The organism is Curtobacterium sp. MCBA15_001, from assembly GCF_001864835.1.
Classification (GTDB): Bacteria; Actinomycetota; Actinomycetes; order Actinomycetales; family Microbacteriaceae; genus Curtobacterium.
The window spans coordinates 47,544-74,195 of sequence record NZ_MJGI01000006.1; the positions used below are offsets into that span (position 1 = coordinate 47,544).

Below are 26,652 nucleotides of genomic sequence, written 5' to 3' on the forward strand. Positions count from 1 at the left end.
GGACCGGACCGATCGGACCGGACCGGACCGACCGACCGACCGACCGACCGGTCCTTCAGTCGAAGCTGTTCGTCATCGCATGCGCAGCCCGGTCGAGGTAGCCCCAGAGCTCGGCCTCGTCCAGGGGTGCCAGCTCGAGCGACGCCACCGCGTCGTGCATGTGGTGCAGCCAGCGCTCCCGGGCCTCGGGCGTGATGCGGAAGGGCTGGTGCCGCATGCGCAGCCGCGGGTGCCCACGCTCGGCGCTGTAGGTGCCCGGCCCGCCCCAGTACTGCTGCAGGAACAGCGACAGGCGGCTGATCGCCCCCTCGAGGTCGTCCTGCGGGTACATCGGCCAGATGACCTCGTCGGTCTGCACCCCGTCGTAGAAGCGTCGGACGAGTCGGTCGAACGCCGGGGCGCCGCCGATCCGGTCATACAGCGAGCCACTCGCCGCGGCGCCGCCGAGCCCGACACGGAGCGTGATCGGCGCTCCGGTGGGGCCGTTCGGCACGGCGGGGGACTGGTCGCTCATCGGTCGTCCTTCCGGGGTTCGGAGCGCTGCGTGTCGATCGGCTGCCCGTACACGTTCGTCTTCTTGCCGCGCCGCGAGGGGGTCTGCGCGGGCGTGGGCTGGGTGGCGACGCTGCGCAGGCCGTTGATCGACGTCGCGTTCTCCCACCCCTCGGGCATGATCATCGCCATCGCGGGCAGGGTCACGCCGAGGTCGTCCACGGCGCGCTTGAGGCGGACGCGGAGCTCGCGGCCGACGACGTCGAGTTCGGAGGCCCGGGTCTTCACGACGAGCCGGAACACCATGCCGGTGTCGGACACCGACTGCAGGCCCCAGATCTCGGGCTTCTCGACGATCCGCTGCCGCCACCGGGGCTCTTGCGACATCGCCACCGCAGCGGCGAGGAGGCGGTCCTGCACGGCGTCGATGTCGGTGTCGTAGGGGACCGTGATGTCGACCAGGACCCGGGACCACCCCTGCGACAGGTTGCCGACGCGCAGGATCTGGCCGTTCGGGACGAACCAGAGGATGCCGTTCACGTCGCGGATCTGCATGACGCGCAGCCCGACGTTCTCGACGACGCCGGTGGCGGGGCCGGTGTCGACGACGTCACCGACGCCGGCCTGGTCCTCGAGGATCATGAACACCCCGGACAGCAGGTCCTTGACGATCGACTGTGCGCCGACGGCCAGACCGGCGGCGACGAGCGATGCGCCGCCGACGATGCCGACGGCCGCGTTCGGCAGGACCTGCGGGATGATGATCGCCAGCGCGATGATCACGATGATGACCGTCGCCAGGTTCTGCAGCACGCTGCCGAGCGTGCGGGTGCGCTGGACCACGCGCGCGGTCTGGATGGGCGAGGCGATCAGTGCCTGCGTGTCAGCGGCCCCCTGCCGCTTCTTCACGTCGTAGACGATGCGGTTGACGATGCCCTTGATCGAGTGCCGGAGCACCAGCCGCAGGATCACCGCGCCGATCAGCGTCACCACGATGACGATGGGGACGTGCCAGGTCTCGACGAACTGGGTGAAGGTGTTCGACATCCACGCTGGGACGTCGCCGGACGTGTTCGCAGCCAAGATCATGATCCGGACGATGCTAGAGGGCGGGGCCTCGGCGCTCCCTGAGGAACGCCGAGTCCCCGCCGCTCAGACGCCACCGCTCAGGGTCAGGCGTCGGCTGCCTGGACCCGGAGGGCACGCTCGGTGCCCGCACGGTTCTCGGTCACGATGCGCCGCAGCGCCGGGGTCTCCGGGTGCGCCTCGAGCCACGCGGTCGCCGCGTCACGGAGCTCCACCGAGGCCAGCGGCGCCGGGTAGAGCCCGCTGACGATCGTGTCCGCGATGTGGTAGCTCCGCTCGGCCCAGATCCGGGTCAGCACGTCGAAGTACTTCGGGACGAGGCCCTCGAGCACGACGGGAGTGTTCGCGTGCTGGAAGCCGATCGTGGTCTGGCGGACGATCGCGTTCGGCGCCGAGTCGGAGTCGACCAGCGACGAGAACGCGGCGAGCTTGCCTTCGGCCGTGGGGATCGTCGCCCGCGCACGAGCAGCGGCCTGCTCACCGGACGCGGTCCGGTCCCCGGCGAGCTCGGTGTCGATCTCGGCATTGCCGGCGGCGCCCGCCAGGACGAGGCCCTCGAGGAGCTCCCAGCGCAGGTCCGTGTCGATCTCGAGCCCGGCGAGCGTCACCGAACCGTCGCGCAGCCCCGTCAGGGTCTCGACGTGCGACGGCGTCGAGGCGATCTGCGCGAAGAACTTGACGAACTGGAACTGCGCGTCGGACCCGGCCTCGGCTGAGGACGCCAGGTTCCACAGCGTGTCGCCGACCGTCCGGACCGCGGCGTCGACCTTGGCCGGTGCGACGTAGTTCCGCGCGGTCAGCAGCAGCTGCGACAGCGTGGTGCGGATCGTGGTCGACTCGGTCTCGGTCGCGATGTTGCCGAGCACCAGACGGACGTAGTCGCTGGCGGGCGACTCGGCGTCGCGCGTCGCGTCCCACATCGCGCCCCAGACGATGGAGCGGGCGAGCGGGTTCGCGATCGACGCGAGGTGCTCGATGGCGGTGCGACGCGACTGCTCGTCGAGGCGGATCTTGGCATAGGCCAGGTCGTCGTCGTTGAGCAGGACGAGGTCGCCACGGCGCTGCCCGACCATCTCGGGGACGTCCGTACGGGCGCCGTCCACGTCGATCTCGACGCGGTGGATGCGCTCGAGCTTGCCGCCCGCCGATGCGGTGTCTGCGCCGAACGGTGCCGAGGCGTCCTGCTGGAAGGCGTACAGGCCGATCGCCAGCCGGTGCGGGCGCAGGGTCGGGTGGTCCGCGGGGGCTTCCTGCAGCACGGCGAAGGACGTGATCACGCCGTCGTCGTCGACCTGGATCTCGGGGCGCAGCGTGTTGACGCCGGCGGTCTCGAGCCACAGCTGCGACCACTCGCCGAGCTCACGCCCGCTGGTGGCCTCGAGCTCGACCAGCAGGTCCTTCAGCTCGGTGTTGCCGTGGTGGTGCTTCTTGAAGTACGCCGACACCCCGGCGAAGAACGCGTCGATGCCGACCCACGCCACCAGCTGCTTCAGGACGGAGCCGCCCTTGGCGTAGGTGATGCCGTCGAAGTTGACCTGCACGTCTTCGAGGTCGTTGATCGTCGCCACGATCGGGTGGGTCGAGGGCAGCTGGTCCTGGCGGTAGGCCCAGGACTTCTCCATCGCCTGGAACGTGGTCCACGCCTCGGTCCACTCGGTCGCTTCGGCCGTGGCGATGGTCGACGCCCACTCGGCGAAGGACTCGTTGAGCCACAGGTCGTTCCACCACTTCATGGTGACCAGGTCGCCGAACCACATGTGCGCGAGCTCGTGCAGGATCGTGACGACCCGGCGCTCCTTGATGGCGTCCGTGACCTTCGAGCGGAACACGTAGGTCTCGGTGAAGGTCACCGCGCCGGCGTTCTCCATCGCCCCGGCGTTGAACTCCGGCACGAACATCTGGTCGTACTTGTCGAACGGGTACGGCACGTCGAACTTGGCCTCGTAGTAGGCGAAGCCCTTCTTCGTGATGTCGAAGACGTACTCCGGGTCGAGGTACTCGGCCAGGGACTTCCGCGCGAAGACACCGAGCGGGATGGTGCGGCCGTCGCTCGAGGTCAGTTCGTCCCGCACGACCTCGTACGGGCCGGCGACGAGCGCGGTGATGTAGCTCGAGATCCGCGCGGTCGGCGGGAACGCCCACGTGGCGATGTCGCCGTCGACGCGCGGCTCGGGCGTGACGGAGTTCGAGACGACCTGCCACCGCGCCGGTGCGGTGACGGTGAAGGAGAACTCGGCCTTGAGGTCGGGCTGCTCGAACACGGCGAACATGCGGCGCGAGTCGGGCACCTCGAACTGGGAGTACAGGTAGACCTCGTCGTCGACGGGGTCGACGAAGCGGTGCAGGCCTTCGCCGGTGTTCGTGTAGAGCGCGTCGGCGACGACCACGAGCTCGTTCTGCTGCTGCAGGTCGGCGAGCTGGATGCGGACGCCGTCGTTCACCGCGGCGACGTCGAGCGCGGTGCCGTTGAGCTCGACGGAGTGCACGGTCTTCGTGATCGCGTCGATGAACGTGGACGAGCCGGGCGTCGCGGTGAAGCGGACGCGGGTGGTGCTGCCGAACGACTCCGCACCGCGGGTGAGGTCGAGCTCGACGTCGTAGGACTGCACGTCGACGACTGCGGCGCGTTCCTGGGCTTCGATTCTGGTGAGGTTCTCTCCGGGCACGGACGCTCCATCTTCGATGCGGGCGCGGACGATCGATGTCCGCGCGTCGGTCGTCCCACGCGGCGTCGTGCACCGGGGGACGTGTGGGTTCCAGCCTAGCGAGCGCGCGTACGCTCGCAGCGTGACCGAGACGACTGTGGACAAGACCGCCGAGACCCCGACTGCTGTGGAGTTCTGGTTCGACCCGAACTGCCCGTGGGCCTGGATGACCAGCCGCTGGGTGGGCGAGGTCGAGCGCCAGCGCCGCCTCGACGTGACCTGGAAGGTGATGAGCCTGTTCGTCCTCAACGAGGACCAGGACGTGCCGGACACCGACAAGGAGCGGCTCGAGCGCGGCCAGGTCTACCCGCGCCTGGTCACCGCTGCCCGGCTGCGCGTCGGCGACCACGTCGTGAAGCCGCTGTACGACGCGCTCGGCGAGCACATCCACCACCGTCAGGAGTCCGACCCCGAGCAGGTCGTCCCCGCGGTCCTCGCCGAGCTCGACCTGGATGCCGACCTGGCCGAGTACGCCTGGTCGGACGAGGTCGACGCCGCCACCCGCGAGAGCCACCGCGACGGCATCGAGCGCGTCGGTCAGGACGTCGGCACGCCGGTGATCGCCGTCGAGGGCACCGCCTTCTTCGGCCCGGTGATCTCCCCGGCGCCCAAGGGCCAGCAGGCGCTCGACCTGTGGGACGGCGTCATCGCCGCGGCGCGCTACCCGGGCTTCTTCGAGCTCAAGCGCTCCCGCACCGTCGGACCGATCTTCGACACGGACCCGACGGACACGGACCCCACGGACACGGACCACACGGACGCGGACCCCACGGACTGACGGGAGGCTCGGCTCGCGCCCGCCCCGCCGGCGTGCGCCCGGTGGGGCTCAGGCCAGGGGCAGGCGCATCAGGGTCAGGTCGAGCCACCGGTCGAACTTGCGACCGACCTCGGGCACGACGGCGACGGTGGTGAACCCGAGCCGCTCGTGCAGGGCGATCGAGCCGGTGTTCGTGCTGCAGATCCCCGCCATCATGACGTGCCGCCCCTCGTCCCGCGCCCGAGTGACCAGCGCGCTCATCAGCACCGTCGCTACGCCGCGCCCGCGGAACGCCGGGACGACGTACACGCTGTGCTCGACGGTCGACCGGTACCCCGGGTGCGGCCGCCACTGCGAGTAGGACGCGTACCCGGCGACCTGCCCGTCGACCTCGGCCACGACGACCGGCCAGCCGTCGGCCTGCCGCGAGGCCAACCAGCCGTCGAACCAGGCGCGAGGGTGCGGCTCGTCCTGCCAGATCGCGGTCGAGTGCAGCACGGCGTCCTCGTGCAGTGCGTGCACGACGTCGAGGTCGCGCGGCTCGCAGTCGCGCACGAGGACTGCGGGGGAACCTCCACTTGTCGCATATGCTGTCGGCATGTCTCAGATCGTAGACGACGAACGCCTGCTCGGGGAACGGTTGCAGCACCTCCGGACCGAGCGCCGCTGGAGCCTGACCGAGCTCGCCGAGGCGTCCGGTGTCTCGCGGGCGATGATCAACCGCGTCGAGCGCGGGGTGTCGAGCCCCACCGCGACGATCCTCGGCCGCCTGTCCGGGGCCTTCGGGATGACGATCTCCCAACTGCTCGACGAGGGACAGCGCGGCGAGGCGCCGGAGCCCGCCAGCCTCGAACAGGCGACCGGCGTCCAACGCGGCGCGACCGCCGACCACTGGACGGACCCGGAGACCGGGTACCGCCGCCGTCCCGTGTCGAGCGCGGAGTTCCCCGTGGACGTGACCGAGGTGGTCCTCCCGGCCGGTGCCCACGTGACCTACCCGGCGTCGGCGTACGCGTTCCTGCGCCACTGCATCTGGGTCGTCGAGGGCGCGCTGCGGCTCGACGTCGGCGGTGAGCCGACGACGCTCGGCGCGGGGGACCGGATCGAGCTCGGTGAGCCGGCCGAGGTCACCTACGCCAACGACTCCGAGCAGCCCTGCCGGTACGTCGTCGTCGTGGCGAGGGGGCGCGCGGTGCGGGAATAGGATCGGTCCCATGCGCATCCACCTCGGAACGGACCACGCCGGCCTCGAGTTCAGCAAGACCCTCGCCTCGCACTTGACGGACGCCGGGCACCAGGTGATCGACCACGGTCCCACCGAGTACGACGCGCTCGACGACTACCCCTCGTTCTGCATCAACGCCGCCCACGCCGTCGTCGCCGACCAGCGCGCCGGGGTCCAGGCGCTCGGCGTGGTGTTCGGCGGATCGGGCAACGGCGAGCAGATCGCCGCCAACAAGGTCGAGGGCGTCCGCGCCGCACTGGTGTGGAACGAGTCGACCGCCCTGTTGGCCCGCCAGCACAACGACGCGAACGTCATCTCGCTCGGCGCCCGCCAGCACACCGAGGAACAGGTGATCGACTTCGTGGACCTGTTCATCGCCGAGCCGTTCTCCGGCGAGGAGCGCCACGCCCGCCGCATCGCGCAGCTGGCGGAGTACGAGCAGACGGGGCACATCGCCGGCAAGCAGATCGACGGCTCGGCCGAGTAGACAGGTCGCATGCCCGAGGGTCACTCCGTCCACCGCATCGCCAACCAGTTCACCCGACACTTCGTCGGCAAGCGCTGCGAGGTGTCCAGTCCGCAAGGACGCTTCGCCGCCGGTGCCGCGCAGCTCGACGGCAAGCGCCTGGTCGCCTCGCGGGCCGTGGGCAAGCAGCTGTTCCTCGAGTTCGAGGGCGACCTGTTCCTCCGCGTGCACCTCGGCCTGTACGGGGCGTGGGACTTCGCGGGGGTGATCTCGACCGCCGAGGCGCTGTCCGACGACGACGACCAAGAAGAGTCGCTGTCCTCCATCGGTGCCCCGCGGCTCGCGCGCTACCGGATGGCCGAGCAGGAGAAGTCCGAGGACCCGATCGAGGCCTTCCCACCGGACCCCGTCGGGCAGGTCCGTGTCCGGCTGCTGACCGAGGACACCGTCGCCGACCTGCGCGGTCCGACGGCGTGTGTCGTCGAGGACGCCGCCGGGGTGCAGCGCGCGCTCGACAAGCTCGGGCCGGACCCGGTCAACGACGACGGACCCGAGGCCGAGAAGACCTTCGTGGAGAACGTCCGGAAGCGGAACGTCGCGATCGGCCAGCTGCTGATGGACCAGTCCGTGGTGAGCGGGATCGGCAACATCTACCGCGCCGAGCTGCTGTTCCGGCAGCGGATCGACCCGTACAAGGTGGGCAAGAAGATCACCGTCAAGCAGGCGAAGGCGCTGTGGGCGGACTGGTCGAAGCTGTTGCACGACGGCGTCCGCGACGGCCTGATGCTCACGATGGACGGGCTGTCCGCCGCCGACCACAAGAAGGCGCTGCGGTCGCGGAAGGACCGGCACTGGGTCTACCACCGCCAGGGTGAACCCTGCCGGGTGTGCGGCACCGAGATCCGGATGGCCGACATGGCCGGACGCAAGCTCTACTGGTGCCCGAAGGACCAGAAGTAGCGCACGGCGTCACAGGTCGCGGTAGGTCCAACGGCCGTTCACCGCGGCGGCGAGGACCGGCATCGACCGGAGCGCCGACGACGACGACGCCAGCGGGTCCGCAGCCGTCAGCACCAGGTCCGCGACGTCGCCGACGGCGACCGTGGTGCGCCCGTCGGTCGACCCCTGCCACGCGGCGAGCGCCGTCATCCGCTGCTCCGGGTGCCACGGTTCCCGTCCGTCGCGGTCGCGACCGACGGCTGCGGCGAGCGACACCCACGGGTCGAGCGGCGCGACGGGGGCGTCCGACCCCAGGACGACGCGCGCGCCGGAGCGGACCAGCGACGCGAAGACGTAGGCACGGTCGGCGTGCTCGGCCCAGTAGCGGTCGACGACGTCGCGGTCGTCCATCGCGTGCTCGGGCTGGACCGACGCCGTGACGCCCAGGCGCGCGAACCGGTCGACGTCGGTGTCGGCGAGCAGCTGTGCGTGCTCGACGGAGCCCCGAGCGCCGAGCGCTTCGAAGACGTCGAGCGCGACGGTGTTCGCCCGGTCGCCGATGGCGTGGATCGCGGGGACGAGTCCGGCGTCGACGGCCCGCTGCGTCACTGCGAGCAGCTCGTCGTGGGGCCAGGCGAGCACGCCGTCGCCGTTGGCCATCGCGGCGGTCCGGGTGCCGAGGGACCCGTCCGTGACGACCTTGAACGGGCCCATGGTGATCAGGCCCCGCGTGCCGTCGACGACGTCCCCGGTCACCAGGCCGCGGGTGATGACGGCGTCGAGCTCCGCCGGGTACACGCCGCTCGCCACGCGCAGGCCGTCGATCCCCGCGCGGACCCGGCGGGTCCAGCGGTCGAGGCCGAACCGCATCTCCAGGTCGACGACCCGCGTCACCCCGCGGGCGCTCGCCGCGTCGACGGCGTCCGCGACCGCGCCGTCGAGCACGGCGTCCGGGACGGCCGACAGCGCTGCGGTGACGTCGAAGGCGTCCTGTTCGCGCAGCACGCCGTCCGCGTCGGCTGGCAGCGGCCGTCCGAGCGCGCGGCCGAAGTGGTCGAGGGCCAGCGCGTTGCACCAGACCGCGTGCAGGTCCGCGCTCACGATGACGACCGGGAGGCCCGGCGCGGCCTGGTCGAGCAGCTCGCGTCGTGCGGGGCGCGGCCACATCCCGTCGCGGTACGCGTGGCCGACCAGTGTCCCGTCCGTCAGGCCGGTCCGCGCTGCCGCCGCGACCAGGTCGGCGACGGCCTCGGCGGACGTGCACGCGGCGACGTCGATCCGGCGCCGGACCAGGGCCCACTGGTCGAAGTGCGTGTGGTGGTCGACCAGACCCGGTCCGAGCCAGGCGCCGGCGGCCTCGACGACGTCGGTGTCCGGGCCGGACGGCTCGAGCGTCCCCGCTGGCGCCACCGCGCGGACGACGCCGTCCGTCACGAGCACGTCCGCCGGAGCGCCTGCCGTGCCGATGCGCCGGACGGTGCGGAGCAGGACCTCGGATCCGGGAGGGTTCGGCATGTCCCGAGCCTGGCACATGCCAGTCTGGAGGGCATGACGAACCGTGCTGCCTACGAGACCGTCCTGCCCTACGTCCGCGAGTGGGTGTCGTACAAGGTGTGGCAGCTGCGCGTGCCCGGCGTGCAGGTCGCGATCGGGTACCAGGACCAGGAGCTGTTCTCCGAGGCGTGGGGGTACGCCGACGTGGAGGCCGGCCGGCGACTCACGACCGAGGACCTGTTCCGGATCGCGTCGCACTCGAAGACGTTCACCGCGACCGTGCTCCTGCAGCTCGCCGAGCGTGGTGCCCTGCGGCTGGACGACACCGTCGGCACGCACGTCCACGCACTCGTCGACGGCGGCTCGCCGATCGCCGACGCCACGGTCCGCGAGCTGATGGAGATGGGCGCCGGGGTGCTCCGCGACGGCCGCGACGGGGACCACTGGTCGCTCGCGCACCCGTTCCCGGACGAGCAGCAGCTGCTCGCGCTCGTGCTCGACGACGGGCAGAAGGTGCCGGCGGGTTCCTCGTTCAACTACTCGAACCTCGGCTACTCCCTGCTCGGGCTCGTCATCGAGGCCGTGACGGGTCAGTCCTACGGCGATGCCGTCCGGTCGGCGGTCATCGAGCCGCTCGGGCTGCGCAACACGGGTCCGGACTGGGACGCGTCCCGCGCCGACGAGTTCGTCGTCGGGTACTCGGGCCTGCACACCGCCCGCACGCGGCAGCGCTTCCCGCACGTCGACACCCGGGCGATGGCGGCGGCCACGGGCTTCCACGGGACGGCGTCCGACCTGGTCCGCTACTTCTCCGCGCACGTGCTCGGTCAGGGCACGCTGCTCGGAGACCACGCGAAGCGGCTGGCGCAGCGGAAGGCCTGGAGCGCCTCGGACGAGGACCCCTCGGCACGGGGCTACGGCGCGGGCTTCATCGCGGACCGGATCGACGGGCGCGAGGTCCGCGGGCACTCGGGCGGCTTCCCGGGGCACATCACGCAGTCGGTGTTCGACCCGGCGTCGTCACTGGTCGTCTCCGTGCTGACCAGCGCGGCCGGCGGCCCGGCCTCGATGCTGGCGACGGGCATCGTCCGGCTGCTCGACGCGGCCGCGGACGAGCACGCTCCTGGCTCGACGATCCCGGCCGACTTCGACGCGGCGAGCGTCACCGGCCGGTACGCCAACCCCTGGGGCGTCACCGACATCGCCCGCGTGGGGGACCGGCTGCTGGCGTTCGACCCCGCCGCACCGGACCCGCTCGAGTCCCCGACGCGCCTGCAGGTCGTCGACGGCGCCACGCTCCGGATGACCCACGGCAACCGGTTCGGGTCGATCGACGAGGACGTCACGATCAGCCGCGCGCCCGACGGCAGCATCCGCTCGATCCGGGGCAGCGGTGGCATGACCGAGCTCCCGTGGTCGATCCCCGTCGAGACCCCCGAGGTCGCCGCCGGAATGGCTTGACCCGGTACACCCCGCTGCGGCCAGCACGCGGGCAACCGCAGGTTCGTTCTGCGATCTGACGAATCCGGTCGCCGTGGCCCGGTGTGCGCGAACCGGATTCGTCAGTGTTCGAAGACGGATCCTGCTCCCGACTGCGGGCGGCGCTCCGTCGTGCGCTCGACCCGCTCCACGACGCGGACCAGCGCGCGGACGGATGCGGACCCGTGCCGCCGGGCGACCGCTCCTGGGTCGTGCCCGAGGTGGAGCTGGGTACGGATCTCGAGCGTGCGCACCCACCGACGGAACTCGTCCGGCGTGAGGCCCGTCGTCGCGCGGAACCGTCGCGTGAGGGTCGAGCGTGACATGCGTGCAAGTGCCGGGAGTGCGGTCGTCGGGATCGAACGCTCGGCATCGGCGATCGCATCGAAGCACCGAGTCAGGCTCCGGTCGTCGAGCACCGGCACCTGCCAGGTCATCAGGAGCGACACGACCACGAGCTGTGCCAGGGCGTCCCGGGCCGGGCACGGCCAGCGCACAGCCGCGACCGAACCGAGGTGCTCGAGGGCGAGCAGCACGTCGGTGTCGACATCGTGGTGTGCGTCGTGGTGCGTCGTCGTCGTGAAGAGGTCCGGCAGGCGCACCACCTCGTCGAACAGCGGGCCGACGTGCACCGTGCCGTGGTGGGTGTCGGCGCTCGCGAGGCTGACACCGCCGACCGGGGGCTGGTCGACCCGCGGCTCACGATGGACGTGCGCGTCCGTGCCGACCCATCGTTCCGCTCCCGGGGCGAGGATCGCGCCCTTCCTCGGCGGGAGCAGGTCGGGCATCGGACCAGCCTGTCGGACCGCGTCTGCGGACGGCGACCTGCTGTGGAGAACGGATCAGCGCACGTCGGCTGTGGACCACAGGTACCGAGCGCCACGACCGACCGGCCGGAGCAGGGGACCCGCGAAGAGCAGCGCCGCGGCGAGGAACCCGACGAGCATCCCGGCGGGACCCACGAGCAACAGGGTGCCGAGCAGCTCCTGCGAGGCGTCCGGGACGACGCCGAACCACAGGACGACGCCGCCGAGCAACCAGACGACCGTGCCGCCCGCGACCACCCAGCCAGCCAGCCGCGTCAGACCGACGCTCCGTTGCACGACGAGCACGCCGAACGCCAGCAGGAGCCCCTGGGACGCAACTCGCATGATCGTGGTCAGCGGCCACAGCGCCGACGGGAGCGGCACCCAGGCCAGAGCCAGGAGGACGACCGCGACGGCGAACGCGATCGTGGCGCGGTCGGCGCGACGCCGTCCGGCGAGCCCCACGACGACGGCGGCGACGGCGGCGACCACGGCTGCGGTCGCCTGGACGCCAGCGGCCGGGTACCAGCCCGTCAGCGTGGTGAGGCCCACGAGGCCACTCAGCGCGGGCAACACCCCCGCCACCACCCCGGCGAGCGCGATCAGACGGTCCCTCGTGTCGTTCCCCATCGGCCCAGGGTAGGGCTACCCCCACCCCGTGTCCGGGAGGGGGCAGGATGGGAACGCGAGCCCGGCACGACCAGGCTCGAGGTCATGACCGACACCGACCGACTCGACCAGGCGATCACCGTGCCGCTGGACGACGCCGTACCCCCGGGAGCCACGAAGCCCATGCAGCAACCGGCGCAGCCCACGGCCCAGCCGCCGATGCACACGCCGCCTGTTCCGCCGACGCCGACCGCAGGGGAGTTCTACCGCGGAGCATGGCGTCGGCTGCCGCGCGACCTCGGGTACATGGCGCTGACGGCCGTGCTCCTCTGCACGCTGTACTTCGCCTTCCCCGCGGTGGTGTTCGGCGGTGGGTTCCGCGACCTGTTCAACCCCTTCGTGCTGCTGATGTTCTTCGTCGCACTGTTCGTCGCTCGGTGGCTCGGACAGTTCGAGCGGCTGCGGATCTCGTGGGCGGACCGGCGACCGATCCGGCCGGTCGACTGGACGCCGCGATGGCAGCAGAACTGGTGGACGCGCACCGGGTCGGCCGTCGCGAACCCGCACTACTGGCTCTACCTGCTGCACGCGGTGGTCGTGTACCCGCTCGCAGCCCTCGTGACCGTCGGCGCCGGCCTGCTGTTGGTCGCCGGGTTCCTCTGGCCCGTCGTGCTCGCCGGGGTGTTCCTGCTGCGGGGGTACCTGCCCTACGGCAGCCCGCCCCTCGTGACGCTCGTCGCGCTCGGTCTGGCGTCGATGGCAGCCTCGGTCGCGCTGCTGCCGCTCTGGGCGCGTGGCTCGGTGCTGGCCCACTTCTGGGTCGACTTCGGCCTGCTCGGCGGGTTCCGCGCCGAGCAGCTCGAGCAGCGTGTGGCCGGCCTGCAGGCATCCCGTGCGGGCGCCGTCACCGCCGAGGGTCAGACCCTGCGCCAGATCGAGCGCGACCTGCACGACGGACCCCAGCAGCGGCTCGTGCGGCTGCGGATGGACCTGGCCGCCGCCGAGCGGTCGTTCGACAAGGACCCGGCGGGTGCGAAGCGGCTCATCGCCGAGGCGTCGGAGCACGCGAAGGACGCCCTCGACGAGCTCCGAGCGCTGTCCCGTGGGTTCGCCCCGCCGATCCTGCTCGACCGTGGTCTGGTCGCGGCGCTCGAGGCCCTGGTCGCCCGGACCCCGATCCCCGTCGGGCTCGAGGTCCGCCTGCCCGAGGGACTCACCCTGGGGACCGAGATCCAGCGCAACGTGTACTTCACGGTGTCCGAGCTGCTGACGAACACCACCAAGCACGCGGGCGCGTCCACTGCCGGGGTCTACCTCGGGCTGGTCGTCGACGCGTCGGCGATCTGGCACCTGACCGTCAGCGTCACCGACGACGGCGTGGGCGGCGCGAGCGTGCAGGAGGGGCACGGCATCGCGGGCCTGATGGGACGCATGCGGTCCCTCGACGGCGAGCTCACCGTGTCGAGCCCCGAGGGCGGCCCGACCGAGGCCACCGCACGGATCCCGCTCGGCGCACTGAACGGCGTGCCGACGGCCCGGTGAGCCCCTGCCGCGTGACGTCTCGCCACTAGGCTGGCGGCATGACCCTCGGCCCGGATGCACCGCGCATCCGGGCCGTCGTCGTCGACGATGCCGTGCTGCTCCGTGAGGGCCTGGCACGGGTGCTCGACGAGGCCGGCATCGAGGTCGTCGCGCAGTACGCCGACGCCGCCGCGTTCCTGGCGACGCTCCCCGGAGCCGCACCCGACGTCGTCGTGATGGACGTCCGGATGCCCCCGACCTTCACCGACGAAGGGGTGCGGGCCGCGGTCGAGACCCGTCGGGTGGCACCGGGCACCGGGGTGCTGCTGCTGTCCCAGTACGTCGAGGCCACCTACGCGGAGGACCTGTTGGCGTCCGGGACCGCCGGCGTGGGCTACCTGCTCAAGGACCGCGTCACGCGACTCGAGGAGATCGACGACGCCGTCCGCCGCGTCGCCTCCGGCGGGACGGTCCTGGACCCCGAGGTCGTGCGCGAGCTGATGCAGCGCCGACAGGACCCGCTCGACGCCCTGACGCCGCGCGAACGCGAGGTCCTCGGCCTGATGGCCGAGGGGCGCACGAACGCGGCGATCGCCCGTGCGCTGGTGATCGGGACCGGGGCCGTCGAGAAGCACGTGTCGAGCATCTTCGCCAAGCTCGCGCTCGAGGACACCGGCGTGGACCACCGCCGCGTCCTCGCCGTCCTCGCCTACCTCGGATGACGCGGGCGCCTCGGACGGACCCCGTGCCAGCGCCACGGACGACCCGGGTCCCGGCGCCGCTGCTGGCGCTCGCCGCGATCGTCTCGGTCCAGCTCGGCGCCGCGGTCGCGAAGACCCGGTTCGACGAGGTCGGCTCGGTCGGCGCGGCCACCCTGCGGCTCGTCATCGGCGCCCTCGTGCTGGCGCTCGTCGTCCGGCCGCGCGTGCGGCACTGGCATCGGGCGCAGTGGCTCGGCGCGGTCGGTCTCGGCCTGGCGCTCGGCGGCATGAACGTGTTCATCTACCTGGCGTTCGCGTCGATCCCGATCGGCGTCGCGGTGACGATCGAGTTCCTCGGTCCGCTCGCCCTGTCCCTCGTGCACACGCGGCGGTGGCGCGACGCGCTCTGGGCCGCACTCGCCCTGGCCGGCGTGGTGCTGCTCGGTGTCGGGCCGAGCGCGGTCACCCAACTCGCCGGGGTCGCGTTCGCGGTCGCCGCCGCCGCGTGCTGGGCGGGCTACATCGTCATGAACCGGCACGTCGGGTCGATCATCCCGGGCGTCGACGGTCTGGTGGTGTCGATGCTCGTGGCGATGGTCGTGTCGCTGCCGTTCGGCCTCGGCACCGCGGTCCGGGGCGTCGTCGCCGACCCGTCGTTGCTCGTCGTGTTCGGCATCGTCGCGGTGCTGTCGAGCGTGCTGCCGTACGCGCTCGAGATGCTCGCACTGCGACGGATGCCCACCCGGGTCTTCGGCGTGCTGCAGAGTCTGGGCCCGGCGATCGCGGCCCTCGCCGGGCTGGTGGTCCTCGGCGAGGCGCTCTCGCTCGTCGAGGTGGTCGCGCTCGCGTGTGTGACCGCGGCGAGCGTCGGCGTGACGGTCTACTCGGCTCGGAGGAAGTCCGCGTAGGTGGGTTCGTGCTGCTCGCCCGAGAGCAGCGCGGGGTCGTTCACCCGTCGTTCGACGTAGGCGGCGATGACCTCTGGCGGGGTGAGCACGTGTGCCACCCAGGACGGCACGTCATGGTTCTTCACGGGTGCCTCCTTCCGGTCGTGGGACGTGACGGTCGCGGGACGGATGTCTCGATCGTCGTGATTCTTGTTGAACCGGGGCACGGTGAACGATCCTCTGCGCCCCGCAACGTGTCAATCGCGTGCGCCATGCGGAGTCCGATGCACGCGTTCTGTCCGGAGAACGCGGTGTTTCACGGCCGAACGCCAGACCCAGGCCTCGGCCTGCTGACCGAACTGTGCCCACTCCACCAGCACGGCGTCACGGGTCCAGCTCTTCGCGAAGGCCTTCACGCGGACGTGGAACGTCGGGAACTGGACCCATGCCCACACCGGCAGCGGGGTGACCGCGTGACAGACGTCCGGCCCCCGTGCGTCGTCGGACAGGGAGTAGGCGCGTGGGCGTTCGACCTCCGGGTGTTCCGGGGGCTGCCACCGGTTCTCGCGACGCCGTCCCACAAGGGCCATTCGAACGTGTGTTCGAATGGTCCGTCAAGTCAGGGCCGTCGTTCCGGGCGCTGCCTGTCCCCACATGCGCGTGTCAGCTCGCGGCGCGGCCCGTGCTCTCGCGGACGCTCAGGGTGAGCATCGGCCCCTGCTCCGACGGCAGCGCGTGGTCGGCGTCGATCTGCCGGCGCAGCAGCGTCGCCGCGCGCTGCCCGAGCTCGACGGTGTCGCGCGTCAGCGAGGTGACCGCGGGGCGCACCAGCCGGATCATCGCGGAGTCGTCGAAGGACACGATCGACACCGCACCCGGGACCGCGACGCCCATCTCGCTCGCGACGCCGAGCCCTGCCACCGCCAGCACGTCGTTGTCGAACACGATCGCACTCGGTCGCTCGTGTCGGGACAGGAGCTCCCGCGTGGCGGCGGCCCCCGAGTCGGCCGAGTAGTCCGTGGGGATCGACACGGTGTCCGGCAGGTCGTGCCCCTCCGCGAACTCCCGGAGGCGCTCGATGCGCATCGCCGTGTGTTCGAACTCGGGTCGTCCGGCCACGTGGGCGATGCGACGGTGTCCGAGTGCGTGCAGGTAGCGCAGCACCTTCTCGGTGGCGTCGGAGTCGTCGATCCACACGCTGGGTGCCGCACCCTCGGGGGAGGGGCGGGAACCGACGACGACGGTCGGCATCCCGAGGCGCCCCAGCAGGCGCAGGCGGTCGTCGTCGTGCCGCGGGTCGATGACGATGACGCCGTCGACGCGGTGGCCGTTCCACCAGTCCCGGTAGGTCTGGAGTTCCTCGTCCGCGTCGCGCGCCACGAGCAGGTTCATGCCGACGTGCGACCCGGCCAGCCCCAACTGGATGCCGGAGATCAGGTCACCGAAGAACGACTCGGTGCCGAGGGTCCGTGCCGGCCGGTTCAGGACGAAGCCGATCGACCCGGCCTTCGCCCCGCCGAGCGCCCGTGCCGCGGTGTGCGGCTGCCAGTCGAGCTCGCGGGCCACGGCGCGCACCCGGGCGCGGGTGGCGTCGGACACCCCGGGTCGGTCGTTCAGGGCGAACGAGACCGCGCTGATCGAGACGCCGGCCTTGGCGGCGATGTCGGCGATCGTCGTCCGACGTTGGATGGCCATGACTTGACTATAACGCTTTAGTCGTCCATCGTCGGGCACATCACCCCGGTCGGCGCGATCAGCACTGAACCGGTTCAGTACCGCAGAACCACCTGCACGCAGAACCATCCGCACGTACAAGGGAGTCCGACGCGATGAAGACCACACCCCGCACCACGACGGCCCGGGCCGTCGCCCTGCTCGCCGGAGCAGCAGCCACCGCCCTCGTCCTGACCGGCTGCTCGGCCGGCAGCGGTGCGACCGACACCGGCAGCAAGGACATCTCCGGCACGATCACCCTGCAGACGTGGGCGCTGACGCCGACCTACACGGACTACCTCAACGGCGTCGTGAAGGCGTTCGAGAAGCAGCACCCCGACGCGAAGGTCAAGCTCGTCGACCAGCCCGGTGACGGCTACGCGGACAAGGTCCTCAGCCAGGCATCGTCGAACTCGCTGCCCGACGTCATCAACCTGCCGCCGGACATCGCCCTGCCCCTCGCCAAGCGCGGGTTCCTGCAGGACGTCGCGAAGGACGACTCGAACCTCTCGAGCACCTACGTCAAGGGCGCCCTGGCGGCGTACGACTACAAGGGCGTCGACGGCACGTACGGCTACCCCTGGTACCTCAACACCGACATCGACTACTGGAACAAGTCGATGTTCACCAAGTGCGGCCTCGACCCCGCGAGCCCGCCGAAGACGACGGACGAACTCTTCACGCAGGCCGCGACCATGCACCAGAACTGCCCGGACGACTACCTGATGAGCCGCAAGCCCGGACTGAGCGACTTCTCGCTCGCCGGCGTGAAGATCATCAACGACCAGGGCACGAAGTTCACCTTCGCGGACTCGTCGAAGGCCGCCGACCTGATCAGCAAGTACGCCAAGGCCTACCAGGAGGGCCTCATGCCGGCGTCGGTCCTCAACACCGACTACCTCGGCAACTCGACCCTGTTCACCCAGGGTAAGGTGGCGTGGACCACCGGCGGTGCCACCGCGATCAGTGACTTCGAGCGGAACAACCCGTCGCTCAAGGGCAACATCGTGGTCTCGCCGGCCCTGGACAACCCGCCGCTGTACGTGCAGGGCCTGTCCGTGTCGAGCAAGTCGAAGCACATCGCGACCGCCGAGGCCCTGGCGGCGTTCATGACGAACGCGAAGAACCAGGAGTCGTTCGCGCACCTGGTGAACATCTTCCCGTCCACCACCTCGTCGCAGTCGGACCCGTTCTTCTCGAAGGACGACGGCACCATCGAGGCGAAGGCCCGCGTGCTCGCCAACGACGCGCTGAAGACGGCGAAGAACCTGAACCCGGTCGAGGCGAACTCCGCGATGACCGACTTCCTCGACCAGCAGATCGCGCTGGCGATGAAGGGCGGCACCACGCCGAAGCAGGCGCTCGAGACCGCGCAGACCAAGATGAACACCCTGCTGGCGAACGGCTGATGCGCGCCAACCGCTGGTTCACGCCCTGGCTGCTGATCCTGCCGGCGCTCGTCTGGCTGCTGGCGTTCAGTCTCTGGCCGTCGATCAACACCGTGCGGCTGTCGTTCACGAACGCCAGCCCGCTCGGTGGGGTCAGCCGGTGGGTGGGTCTGGAGAACTTCCAGACCCTGCTCGCCGACCCGCAGGTGTGGGAGGCACTGCTCAACAGCGTCATCTACATGGCGATCTGCCTGCCGCTGCTGACCGTCCTGCCGCTGCTCATGGCGGTGCTCGTCCAGCAGAAGCTGCCGGGCATCGCGTTCTTCCGGACGGCGTACTACACGCCGGTCATCGCGAGCGCGGTGGTCGTCGGGCTGATCTGGAACTGGATCCTCGACGACCGCGGCGTCATCAACGAGATGGTGCAGTCCCTCGGCATCGTCCAGGGCAGCATCCCGTTCCTGACCGACCGGTGGCTCCTGCTGTTCAGCGCGATCAGCCTGACCGTCTGGAAGGGCCTCGGGTACTACATGATCATCTTCCTGGCGGCCCTCGGGAACGTCGGCAAGGAGCTGCACGAGGCCGCCGCGCTCGACGGCGCCGGATCGATCCGACGGTTCTGGTCGGTGACCATGCCGGGCGTCCGCGGCACGATGACGCTCGTCGGCATCCTGGTCTGCGTCTCCGCGCTCCGGGTCTTCAGCGAGCTCTACATCCTGACGAACGGCACGGGCGGCCCCGGCGGGCAGGACAACTCGCTCGTGATGCTCATCCAGCAGTACGCCCGCGGGTTCACCGGCAACCTCGGGTACGCGTCCGCGCTGAGCCTGCTGCTCTTCGCCGTGACGCTGATCCCGATGCTCGCCCTGGCGCGCATGAACAGCAAGGCGGACCGATGACGAACACGACGACCGAACCGGCCATCGGGGGCGCCGCCGGCGCAGCGGCACCGACACCGGACGTGACCGGCGCGACGGGCGGAGGGGGAGCCTCCAGGCCGCCCCGCAAGCGCCGCCGCGCCATCTGGGGCGTCATGTCGCCACGGGAGAAGACGGTCCGCTACGTCCTGCTCGTCGTGGTGCTGTTCATCACGATCGGCCCGTTCCTCTGGCAGCTGTCGACGTCGCTCAAGGGGCCCGGCGAGGACATCTACACCGCGAACCCGTCCTTCATCCCGAGCCAACCGACGTTCGGCAACTACCTGCGCGTCGGTGACGCGATCCCGGTGTTCGGGTACATCGGCAACTCGCTCGTCGTCGCAGCGATCGACGTCATCGGGAACATCGTCTTCGCGACGCTCGCCGGGTTCGCGCTCGCACGCCTGCAGTGGCGCTTCCGCAAGGCCGTGCTCGGGCTGTTCCTCGCCACGCTCGTGCTCCCCGGCGAGGCGACGATCATCTCGCAGTTCGTCACCGTCAAGGACCTCGGCCTGGCCGACAACCTGGTCGGCGTCGCCCTGCCCGGCATGATCGCCGCGCTCAACGTCCTGCTCATGTTCAACGCCTTCCGGCAGATCCCCGAGGAGATCGACCAGGCCGCGGTGATGGACGGTGCGAACGCCTGGCAGCGACTCCGCTTCATCGCGCTGCCCGCCGTGCAGGGCACGATCGCGGTCATCGCGATCTTCGCCTTCATCGGGGCCTGGGACGACTTCCTCTGGCCGCTCATCGTGCTGCAGTCGCCCGACAAGCTCACGCTGACCGTCGGGCTGGAGTACCTGCGCGGCACGTTCGGCACCGACCAGCGGCTGATCGCGGCCGGCACGATGATCGCGTTCATCCCGATCGCCGTGGTGTTCGCCGTGCTGCAGCGGTTCTTCTTCAAGGGCGTCGAAGAGGGCGGTGTGAAGGGCTGATGCGCTTCGGTGTCAACTACACCCCCTCGGTCGGCTGGTTCCACTCGTGGCTCGACTTCTCCGCGTCCGACACGGCGCGCGACCTCGAGGCGATCGCTGCGCTCGGCGCTGACCACGTGCGGGTCTTCCCGCTCTGGCCGGTCGTCCAGCCGAACCGGACGCTGATCCGTCCGCAGGCGCTCGACGACGTCGCTCGCGTGGTCGACATCGCCGCGTCCTTCGGACTCGACGTCAACGTCGACGCACTGCAGGGTCACCTGTCGAGCTTCGACTTCCTGCCGTCGTGGTTGGACTCGTGGCACCGGCGCAACATGTTCACCGACCCGGACGTCGTCGCGTCGACGGCCGCGTACGTCCGGGCGCTCGCCGCGGCGGTGGGGGACCGGCCGAACCTGCTCGGGATCACCATCGGCAACGAGGTGAACCAGTTCGCCCACGCACCGCACCCGTCGCCGCACACGATCACGCCGGCGGACGGGCACACGTGGGCGGCGGCGATGGTCGCGGCGGCGCGGTCCGGCCTCTCCGGTGGTCCCGGCCTGGAGGCTCGGCTCGGCTCCGATGCGCGGCACACGGCACCGGCCGGGCCGGCTCTCGGGCCGCTGGTCACCGTCGCGCAGTACGACGCGGCCTGGTACGACGACGCCCAGCCGTTCGGCCCCGAGCACGCCGCCGACCACGGCGACGCGACCGTCACGCACTCGTGGGTGTTCAACGGCTCGGCGGCGGTGCACGGCGCACTCGGAGCCGGGTCGGTCCGGCACGGGGAGTACCTGCTCCAGCTCGCCGCCGCGTGGAACCGGGACGCCGCGCGACCGAACTGGCTGCAGGAGGTCGGTGCGCCGACGAACGTCGTGGACGTCGCCGATGCCGCGTCCTTCACCGAGCAGACCATCCGGCACGCCCTCGACGTGCAGCACCTGCTCGGGGTCACGTGGTGGTGCTCCCACGACGTGTCCCGCTCGCTCGCCGACTTCCCGGAGCTCGAGTACGACCTCGGGCTGCTGACGAACGACGGCCGCGTGAAGCCGACCGGGGAGCGCTTCCGCGAGGTGGCGTCCGAGGCCCGCGACGTCCAGCGCCCAGCGTCGGGTGCTCCGGAGACCGGGCTCGTGCTCGACGACGTCGACGCTGCCGGAGCGCCGCTGCCGACGACCAGGGCGGACAGCGCGCCCGGTGGCCGGTTCGCCGCCGCGTGGCTGGCGCTCGCCGCGGAGCACGGTCGCGGCCCGCAGGTCGTCCTGCGCTCGCGGATCGACGACACCGCGCTCCTCGCCGCTCGCGGCATCACCACCTGCGTCGACGTCCCCGCAGACCTCCGCACCACCACGCCGCTCTCGGTCGCGCACCCCGCGACCACGCCCTGACCCACCCCGTCCCCCGGAAGGCACCATGCACGACGACATCCCCCTCACCACCGGCCGCGCACGACGGGTCCTCGACGAACGCATCACCCCCGCGGTGCACGCCACCGCGGTCCCGCTCGACGCCGCCTGGCACGAGCTGCCCGGTGAGCCGATCGCGCCGGCCGACGGGCTCGCGCTCACGTTCGAGCCGTACGAGGTCGGCACGCCGTGGGGCGCCGCGTGGGGCACGACCTGGTTCCGGCTCTCCGGCACCGTCCCGGTCGCCTGGGCCGGCCGCCGCGTCGAGGCCGTCATCGACCTCGGGTTCGACGTGAACATGCCGGGGTTCCAGTGCGAGGGGCTCGTGTACCTCGCCGACGGCACACCGGTGAAGTCGATCAACCCGCGCAACCAGTGGGTGCTCATCGCCGAGGAAGCCGTCGGCGGGGAGACCGTCGAGTTCTTCGTCGAGGCCGCGTCGAACCCCGTGCTGCTCGACTACCACCCCTTCCTCGTCACGCACGAGGGCGACATCCAGACCTCGTCCTCGAATCGGCTCTACACGTCGCGCCGGATGGACCTCGCCGTGTTCGAGTCCGAGGTGCACGAGCTCGCCCTCGACATCGACGTGCTGCTCGAGCTGCAGGCCGAGCTCCCCGAGGGGCCGCGCCGCATGCGCATCCTGCAGGCGCTCGACGACGCCCTCGACGCCCTCGACCTGCAGCACATCGCGGCGACCGCGAGCGCCGCCCGCGCAGCCCTCGTCGAGGTGCTCGCCGCCCCGGCCGAGGCGTCGGCGCACCGCATCTCCGCCGTCGGTCACGCCCACATCGACTCCGCGTGGCTCTGGCCCGTCCGCGAGACGATCCGCAAGGTCGCGCGCACCACGTCGAGCATGACCGAGCTCATCGGGCAGACCGACGACTTCCTGTACGGCATGTCCAGCGCGCAGCAGTACGCCTGGATCAAGGAACACCGGCCCGAGGTCTACGCGAAGGTCAAGGACGCCGTCGCCGCCGGCCGGTTCCTGCCCCTCGGCGGGATGTGGGTCGAGTCCGACACCGTGATGCCGACGGGCGAGAGCATCGTCCGGCAGTTCTCGCAGGGCCAGCGGTTCTTCGAGCGCGAGTTCGGCATCCGGCCGAAGGGCGTCTGGCTGCCGGACAGCTTCGGGTACTCGCCGGCGCTGCCGCAGCTGATGCGGCGTGCGGGCTTCGAGTGGTTCTTCACGCAGAAGATCTCGTGGAACCAGGTCAACAAGTTCCCGCACCACACGTTCCTGTGGGAGGGCATCGACGGCTCGCGGGTGTTCTCGCACTTCCCGTCGATGGACACGTACAACTCCCGGCTCTCCGGCTCCGAGGTCGCGAAGGCATCCCGGCAGTTCCGCGAGAACCGGCTGGCGTCCGGCTCGATCGCCCCGGTCGGCTGGGGTGACGGCGGCGGTGGCACCACGCGGGAGATGACCGGCACGGCCGCGCGACTGGCGGACCTGGAGGGCAGCGCCCGCGTGACGTGGGAGCACCCGGACGCGTTCTTCGACCGGGCTCGCTCCGAGCTGGCGCACCCGCCGGTGTGGGTCGGCGAGCTCTACCTCGAGCTGCACCGCGCGACGCTCACCAGCCAGCACCAGACCAAGCAGGGCAACCGCCGCAGCGAGCACCTGCTCGTCGAGGCCGAGCTCTGGGCAGCGACCGCCGCCGCCCGCACCGACTTCGCCTACCCCTACGACGAGCTCGACGTGCTCTGGCAGCAGGTCCTGCTGCAGCAGTTCCACGACATCCTGCCGGGCACCTCGATCGCGTGGGTGCACCGCGAGGCCGTCGAGCGGTACGCGGAGATCGCGGACCGCCTGGAGGCCCTCATCGCCGCCGCCCTGTCGGCGCTCGCTGGTACCGGGGACCGCACGATCGTCGTGAACCCGGCCCCGAGCCTCCAGGGCGGTGCCCTCGCGCAGTGCGCGGTCCTGACCTCCGACCTGGCGGCCACGACGCCGGTCACGCTGACCGAGGCCGACGGCGGGTTCGTGCTGACGAACGACCTGGTGCGCGTCGTCGTCGACGCCCGCGGGCTCGTCACCAGCGCCGTGGACCTGTCCACCGGTCGCGACGCGATCGCCCCGGGTCAGGTCGCGAACCTGCTGCAGCTGCACCAGGACTTCCCGAACATGTGGGACGCGTGGGACGTCGACCGGTACTACCGCAACCGGGTCGAGGACCTGGTCTCGGTGACCTCGGTGTCGTCCTCGGTCGACGACGGCGGCGTCGCCCGGGTCGTCGTGGCACGGGCATTCGGTGACTCGACCGTGACGCAGCAGATCGTGCTCGAACCCGGCTCGCGGACGCTCGAGTTCGACCAGACGACCGACTGGCACGAGACCGAGAAGTTCCTCAAGGTGGCGTTCCCGCTCGACGTCCGCGCCGAGCACACCATCGCGGAGACCCAGTTCGGCGCGCAGAAGCGGGTGACCCACACGAACACGTCGTGGGAGGCCGCCAAGTTCGAGACCTCGATGCACCGCTACGTGCTCGTCGAGGAGCCGGGCTTCGGCGTCGCCCTGGTGAACGACTCCATCCACGGGTTCGACGTCACGCGCGACGCCGTCGACGGCCACGTCACGACGACGCTCCGGCTCTCGCTGCTGCGCGCCCCGCGGTTCCCCGACCCGGAGACCGACCAGGGCGTGCAGACGCACCGGTACGGGCTGGTCGTCGGGACCGACGTCGTCGGCGCGACCACGGCCGGCATCCTGATGAACACCGGGTCGCGCACCGTGACGGGCGGATCCGGCTTCGGGGCGCTCGTCCAGGCCTCCGGCGACGTCGTCGTGTCGAGCGTGAAGCTCGCCGACGACCGCTCCGGCGACCTCGTCGTGCGGGTGTACGAGCCTGCGGGCCGCCGGGGGACCGGTGGCCTCGCAGTCGACGGACCCTTCGGCGAGCCGACCGAGGTCACGCTGCTCGAGGAGACCGACCCGGCGCTGCCCGGGGTCGCGTCGTCGTCCGTCGACGGTGTCCATGCCTTCCCGGTCGACGCGTTCGAAGTCAGGACCTTCCGCTTCCCGCGGATCTGAGACGCCTGCCGCCGGGACCTCGGGTGTCCCGGCGGCGGGTCCCGGGCGACGTCCGTCGTCCGGTCCGTCACTCGAAGAGGAGTGTCATGAAGCAGACCACGAAGTTCGGCATCGTCGCGGCCCTCGTCGCGATGGTGGCCGCCCCGATGGTGCCCGCCGCCGCGTCGGCCGCACCGTCGCCCACGGGGCTCGCGCACGGCGTCGGCGCCCACCACGGCGTCGGGCACGGTGCGCAGCCGCACGCCACACCGACCAAGACCGGCCCGACGAGCATCGCCTACGTCGAGGTGAACAACGACCAGCTGTCGAACGTCGGTCGGTACACGCTGGCGAACGGTGCGAACGCCTTCGACGTGGCGATCATCTTCGCCGCGAACATCAACAACCAGGACGGTCGGGCCGTCCTGTACGCCAACGAGAACGTCCAGGCGACGCTGGACGCCGCGGCCACGCAGATCCGCCCGCTGCAGGCCAAGGGCATCAAGGTGTCGCTGTCGGTCCTCGGCAACCACCAGGGCACCGGCATCGCGAACTTCACCTCGCAGGCCGCCGCTGCCGACTTCGCGTCCCAGGTCGCCGCCACCGTGACGAAGTACGGGCTCGACGGGGTCGACCTGGACGACGAGTACTCGGACTACGGCACGAACGGCACCGCCCAGCCGAACGACCAGTCGATCGGGTGGTTGATCAGTGCGCTCCGTGCCGACATGCCCGGCAAGCTCATCTCGTTCTACGACATCGGCCCGGCGTCGACCGCGTTGTCCTCGTCGAGCTCCACGATCGGGTCGCAGCTCGACTACGCCTGGAACCCGTACTACGGCACGTACTCGGCGCCGACGATCCCGGGGCTCGGCAAGGACCGCCTGTCCGCGGCGGCCGTCGACATCCAGAACACTCCGCAGGCGACCGCGGTGTCGCTGGCCCAGCGGTCGAAGGCCGACGGGTACGGCGTGTTCATGACGTACAACCTGCCGAACGGTGACGTCTCGCCATACGTGTCGTCGTTCACGCAGGTGCTCTACGGCCAGGCGGCGGTGTACCGGTAAGAGGTGCCCGGGCGGTCGTGTGCCGCCTGTGGTGCGTGGTCGATCACCCCGTGCGAGGTCGTTTCCTCGCACGGGGTGATCGACGGCGTACGGGGCAGCGGGCGCGCACGCTGCGGGTACGGTGCTCGTGTGGACGACGACATGACCGACGCGGTCGACTGGGCGCGAGCGGTCCTGGCGGAGCAGGGGACGGACGTCCTCGGCATCGAGCAGGTGCGACAGCGCGCTTGGAGCACCGTCTGGCGGGTCTCCACCCCGGGCGGCCACCTGTTCCTGAAGACCGCGCCCGAGGCCATCGCCACCGAGCCGGCACTGCTCGAGGTCCTCGCGCTCCACGGCATCCCGCACGTGCAGCGCCCCGTGGCAGTGCAGGGCTCGTTCGTCCTGCTGCCCGACGGCGGGCCCATCGTGCGGCTGGCCCCCGCCGCTGAGCAAGGCGACGTCTGGCGCGACGTCATGCGGCACGTGGCCGAGGTGCAGTGGGCGACCGAACCCGCGGCCGCCGACGACCTGCTGCGTGTCGGTGTCCCGGACGTGCGCCTCGAGGTGCTCCCCGACGTCGCCGAGGCGCTGGTGGACCGCTGGGCGCCCGAGGTCCGCTCCGCCCTGCCGATGCTCCGCGATGCCGCCGCCGAGCTCGACGAGCTGCTGCCGATGGCGACCCTGGAACACGGCGACCTGCACGCGGGCAACGCCTTCGCGCGGGACGCCGTGCCGTTCGACTGGGGCGACGCGTGCGTGTCGCACCCGTTCTGCACGCTGCTCGTCGCCGGACAAGAAGACGTGCCCGGCGCGGTCGACGCCTACCTCGAGACGTTCTTCGACGAGCCCGGCGTGGGGGACGACCCCGACGTGCAGCACCTGGTGAGTCTCGGGCAGACGCTCGGGGTCGTGCCGCGGGTCCTCAGCTGGGAGCGGACGATCGACGCCGCCGGTGACGCGATGCCGATCGAGTACCGGAGTGCTCCACGGGAGTGGCTGCAGACCCTGACCGGCAGATCGCGCTGACCTCTGACGGTGCCTTCTTCGGAGGGGATGACGGGGATCGCGGATCGGCGCAGTGC

Annotated in this window: 24 protein-coding genes; 15 read left to right on the forward strand and 9 right to left on the reverse strand. The window is 71.1% G+C overall.

All coding sequences use genetic code 11. The features are described 5' to 3' along the window. Positions 1-55 precede the first annotated feature (55 nt). The 3 genes from BIU90_RS02965 to pepN form a co-directional block, all read right to left on the reverse strand. Entirely contained in the window at positions 56-514 is a 459-nt protein-coding gene (locus tag BIU90_RS02965) for a globin (RefSeq protein ID WP_083403639.1), read from the reverse strand. Further along, positions 511-1,581 carry a mechanosensitive ion channel family protein gene (locus BIU90_RS02970; RefSeq protein WP_071298754.1) on the reverse strand — a complete coding sequence of 357 codons (1,071 nt, stop codon included), beginning with the start codon at positions 1,579-1,581 and terminating at the stop codon, positions 511-513. The genes BIU90_RS02965 and BIU90_RS02970 overlap by 4 nt, the downstream gene beginning before the upstream one ends. Positions 1,582-1,664: 83 nt before the next feature. After that, on the reverse strand, positions 1,665-4,244 hold the full coding sequence (gene pepN, locus BIU90_RS02975; protein ID WP_071298755.1) for an aminopeptidase N: 2,580 nt from the start codon (positions 4,242-4,244) through the stop codon (positions 1,665-1,667). A gap of 121 nt (positions 4,245-4,365) precedes the next feature. Here pepN and BIU90_RS02980 point away from each other — a divergent pair, with 121 nt between their 5' ends. Beyond that, on the forward strand, positions 4,366-5,061 hold the full coding sequence (locus BIU90_RS02980; protein WP_302847383.1) for a DsbA family protein: 696 nt from the start codon (positions 4,366-4,368) through the stop codon (positions 5,059-5,061). A gap of 48 nt (positions 5,062-5,109) precedes the next feature. Here the strand turns inward: BIU90_RS02980 and BIU90_RS02985 are convergent, their stop codons facing one another. Then, a complete protein-coding gene (locus BIU90_RS02985) occupies positions 5,110-5,640 on the reverse strand; it encodes a GNAT family N-acetyltransferase (protein WP_071298757.1) in 531 nt (176 codons plus the stop codon). Here BIU90_RS02985 and BIU90_RS02990 point away from each other — a divergent pair. From BIU90_RS02990 to BIU90_RS03000, 3 genes are read left to right on the forward strand one after another with little or no spacing between them, the layout of a single operon-like run. Next, entirely contained in the window at positions 5,639-6,244 is a 606-nt protein-coding gene (locus BIU90_RS02990) for an XRE family transcriptional regulator (RefSeq protein ID WP_071298758.1), read from the forward strand. The two genes, BIU90_RS02985 and BIU90_RS02990, sit on opposite strands and share 2 nt — an antisense overlap. A gap of 10 nt (positions 6,245-6,254) precedes the next feature. After that, on the forward strand, positions 6,255-6,752 hold the full coding sequence (locus BIU90_RS02995) for a ribose-5-phosphate isomerase (RefSeq protein ID WP_071298759.1): 498 nt from the start codon (positions 6,255-6,257) through the stop codon (positions 6,750-6,752). Positions 6,753-6,761: 9 nt separating this feature from the next. Then, complete coding sequence (locus BIU90_RS03000) at positions 6,762-7,691, forward strand: Fpg/Nei family DNA glycosylase (protein WP_071298760.1); 930 nt, start codon at positions 6,762-6,764, stop codon at positions 7,689-7,691. A 9-nt stretch (positions 7,692-7,700) separates the two neighbouring features. Here the strand turns inward: BIU90_RS03000 and BIU90_RS03005 are convergent, their stop codons facing one another. Next, complete coding sequence (locus BIU90_RS03005) at positions 7,701-9,185, reverse strand: amidohydrolase (protein ID WP_071298761.1); 1,485 nt, start codon at positions 9,183-9,185, stop codon at positions 7,701-7,703. 33 nt (positions 9,186-9,218) lie between these two features. Between BIU90_RS03005 and BIU90_RS03010 the strand changes: the two genes are divergently transcribed. Beyond that, the gene (locus BIU90_RS03010; protein ID WP_071298762.1) at positions 9,219-10,625 is read left to right on the forward strand and encodes a serine hydrolase; all 1,407 of its coding nucleotides are present in this window, start codon (positions 9,219-9,221) and stop codon (positions 10,623-10,625) included. A gap of 101 nt (positions 10,626-10,726) precedes the next feature. Here the strand turns inward: BIU90_RS03010 and BIU90_RS03015 are convergent, their stop codons facing one another. Together BIU90_RS03015 and BIU90_RS03020 are read right to left on the reverse strand one after the other, a co-directional pair. After that, the gene (locus tag BIU90_RS03015; protein WP_071298763.1) at positions 10,727-11,431 is read right to left on the reverse strand and encodes a helix-turn-helix domain-containing protein; all 705 of its coding nucleotides are present in this window, start codon (positions 11,429-11,431) and stop codon (positions 10,727-10,729) included. A 54-nt stretch (positions 11,432-11,485) separates the two neighbouring features. Beyond that, positions 11,486-12,079, reverse strand: coding sequence for a hypothetical protein (locus BIU90_RS03020; protein ID WP_071298764.1), 594 nt, complete (start codon positions 12,077-12,079; stop codon positions 11,486-11,488). 84 nt (positions 12,080-12,163) lie between these two features. Here BIU90_RS03020 and BIU90_RS03025 point away from each other — a divergent pair, with 84 nt between their 5' ends. The 3 genes from BIU90_RS03025 to BIU90_RS03035 are packed head-to-tail and all read left to right on the forward strand — an operon-like array spanning position 12,164 to position 15,188. Continuing rightward, positions 12,164-13,600 (forward strand): sensor histidine kinase, encoded by a 1,437-nt coding sequence (locus BIU90_RS03025; protein WP_083403640.1) that lies wholly within the window; start codon positions 12,164-12,166, stop codon positions 13,598-13,600. Between the two features lie 38 nt (positions 13,601-13,638). Further along, positions 13,639-14,301, forward strand: coding sequence for a response regulator transcription factor (locus tag BIU90_RS03030; protein ID WP_071298765.1), 663 nt, complete (start codon positions 13,639-13,641; stop codon positions 14,299-14,301). A 23-nt stretch (positions 14,302-14,324) separates the two neighbouring features. Continuing rightward, the gene (locus BIU90_RS03035) at positions 14,325-15,188 is read left to right on the forward strand and encodes a DMT family transporter (protein WP_254786933.1); all 864 of its coding nucleotides are present in this window, start codon (positions 14,325-14,327) and stop codon (positions 15,186-15,188) included. Here the strand turns inward: BIU90_RS03035 and BIU90_RS18565 are convergent. Together BIU90_RS18565 and BIU90_RS03050 are read right to left on the reverse strand one after the other, a co-directional pair. After that, entirely contained in the window at positions 15,161-15,313 is a 153-nt protein-coding gene (locus BIU90_RS18565) for a hypothetical protein (protein ID WP_175470121.1), read from the reverse strand. The genes BIU90_RS03035 and BIU90_RS18565 overlap by 28 nt on opposite strands. A 517-nt stretch (positions 15,314-15,830) precedes the next feature. Further along, positions 15,831-16,862: a LacI family DNA-binding transcriptional regulator gene (locus BIU90_RS03050; RefSeq protein WP_071298769.1), complete on the reverse strand. Its 1,032-nt coding sequence runs from the start codon at positions 16,860-16,862 to the stop codon at positions 15,831-15,833. A gap of 134 nt (positions 16,863-16,996) precedes the next feature. Here BIU90_RS03050 and BIU90_RS03055 point away from each other — a divergent pair, with 134 nt between their 5' ends. From BIU90_RS03055 to BIU90_RS03085, 7 genes are all read left to right on the forward strand, one after another. Then, entirely contained in the window at positions 16,997-18,289 is a 1,293-nt protein-coding gene (locus BIU90_RS03055) for a sugar ABC transporter substrate-binding protein (protein ID WP_071298770.1), read from the forward strand. Further along, on the forward strand, positions 18,289-19,167 hold the full coding sequence (locus BIU90_RS03060) for a carbohydrate ABC transporter permease (protein WP_071298771.1): 879 nt from the start codon (positions 18,289-18,291) through the stop codon (positions 19,165-19,167). The genes BIU90_RS03055 and BIU90_RS03060 overlap by 1 nt, the downstream gene beginning before the upstream one ends. Further along, entirely contained in the window at positions 19,164-20,123 is a 960-nt protein-coding gene (locus BIU90_RS03065; RefSeq protein ID WP_071298772.1) for a carbohydrate ABC transporter permease, read from the forward strand. The genes BIU90_RS03060 and BIU90_RS03065 overlap by 4 nt, the downstream gene beginning before the upstream one ends. Beyond that, positions 20,123-21,490: a glycosyl hydrolase gene (locus BIU90_RS03070; RefSeq protein WP_071298773.1), complete on the forward strand. Its 1,368-nt coding sequence runs from the start codon at positions 20,123-20,125 to the stop codon at positions 21,488-21,490. The genes BIU90_RS03065 and BIU90_RS03070 overlap by 1 nt, the downstream gene beginning before the upstream one ends. 25 nt (positions 21,491-21,515) lie before the next feature. Next, positions 21,516-24,542 (forward strand): glycoside hydrolase family 38 C-terminal domain-containing protein, encoded by a 3,027-nt coding sequence (locus BIU90_RS03075; protein WP_071298774.1) that lies wholly within the window; start codon positions 21,516-21,518, stop codon positions 24,540-24,542. 86 nt (positions 24,543-24,628) lie between these two features. Continuing rightward, complete coding sequence (locus tag BIU90_RS03080; protein WP_083403641.1) at positions 24,629-25,588, forward strand: endo-beta-N-acetylglucosaminidase H; 960 nt, start codon at positions 24,629-24,631, stop codon at positions 25,586-25,588. Between the two features lie 129 nt (positions 25,589-25,717). Then, positions 25,718-26,596, forward strand: a complete 879-nt coding sequence (locus BIU90_RS03085; RefSeq protein WP_071298775.1) for an aminoglycoside phosphotransferase family protein — start codon at positions 25,718-25,720, stop codon at positions 26,594-26,596. The last annotated feature ends 56 nt before the right edge of the window (positions 26,597-26,652 follow it).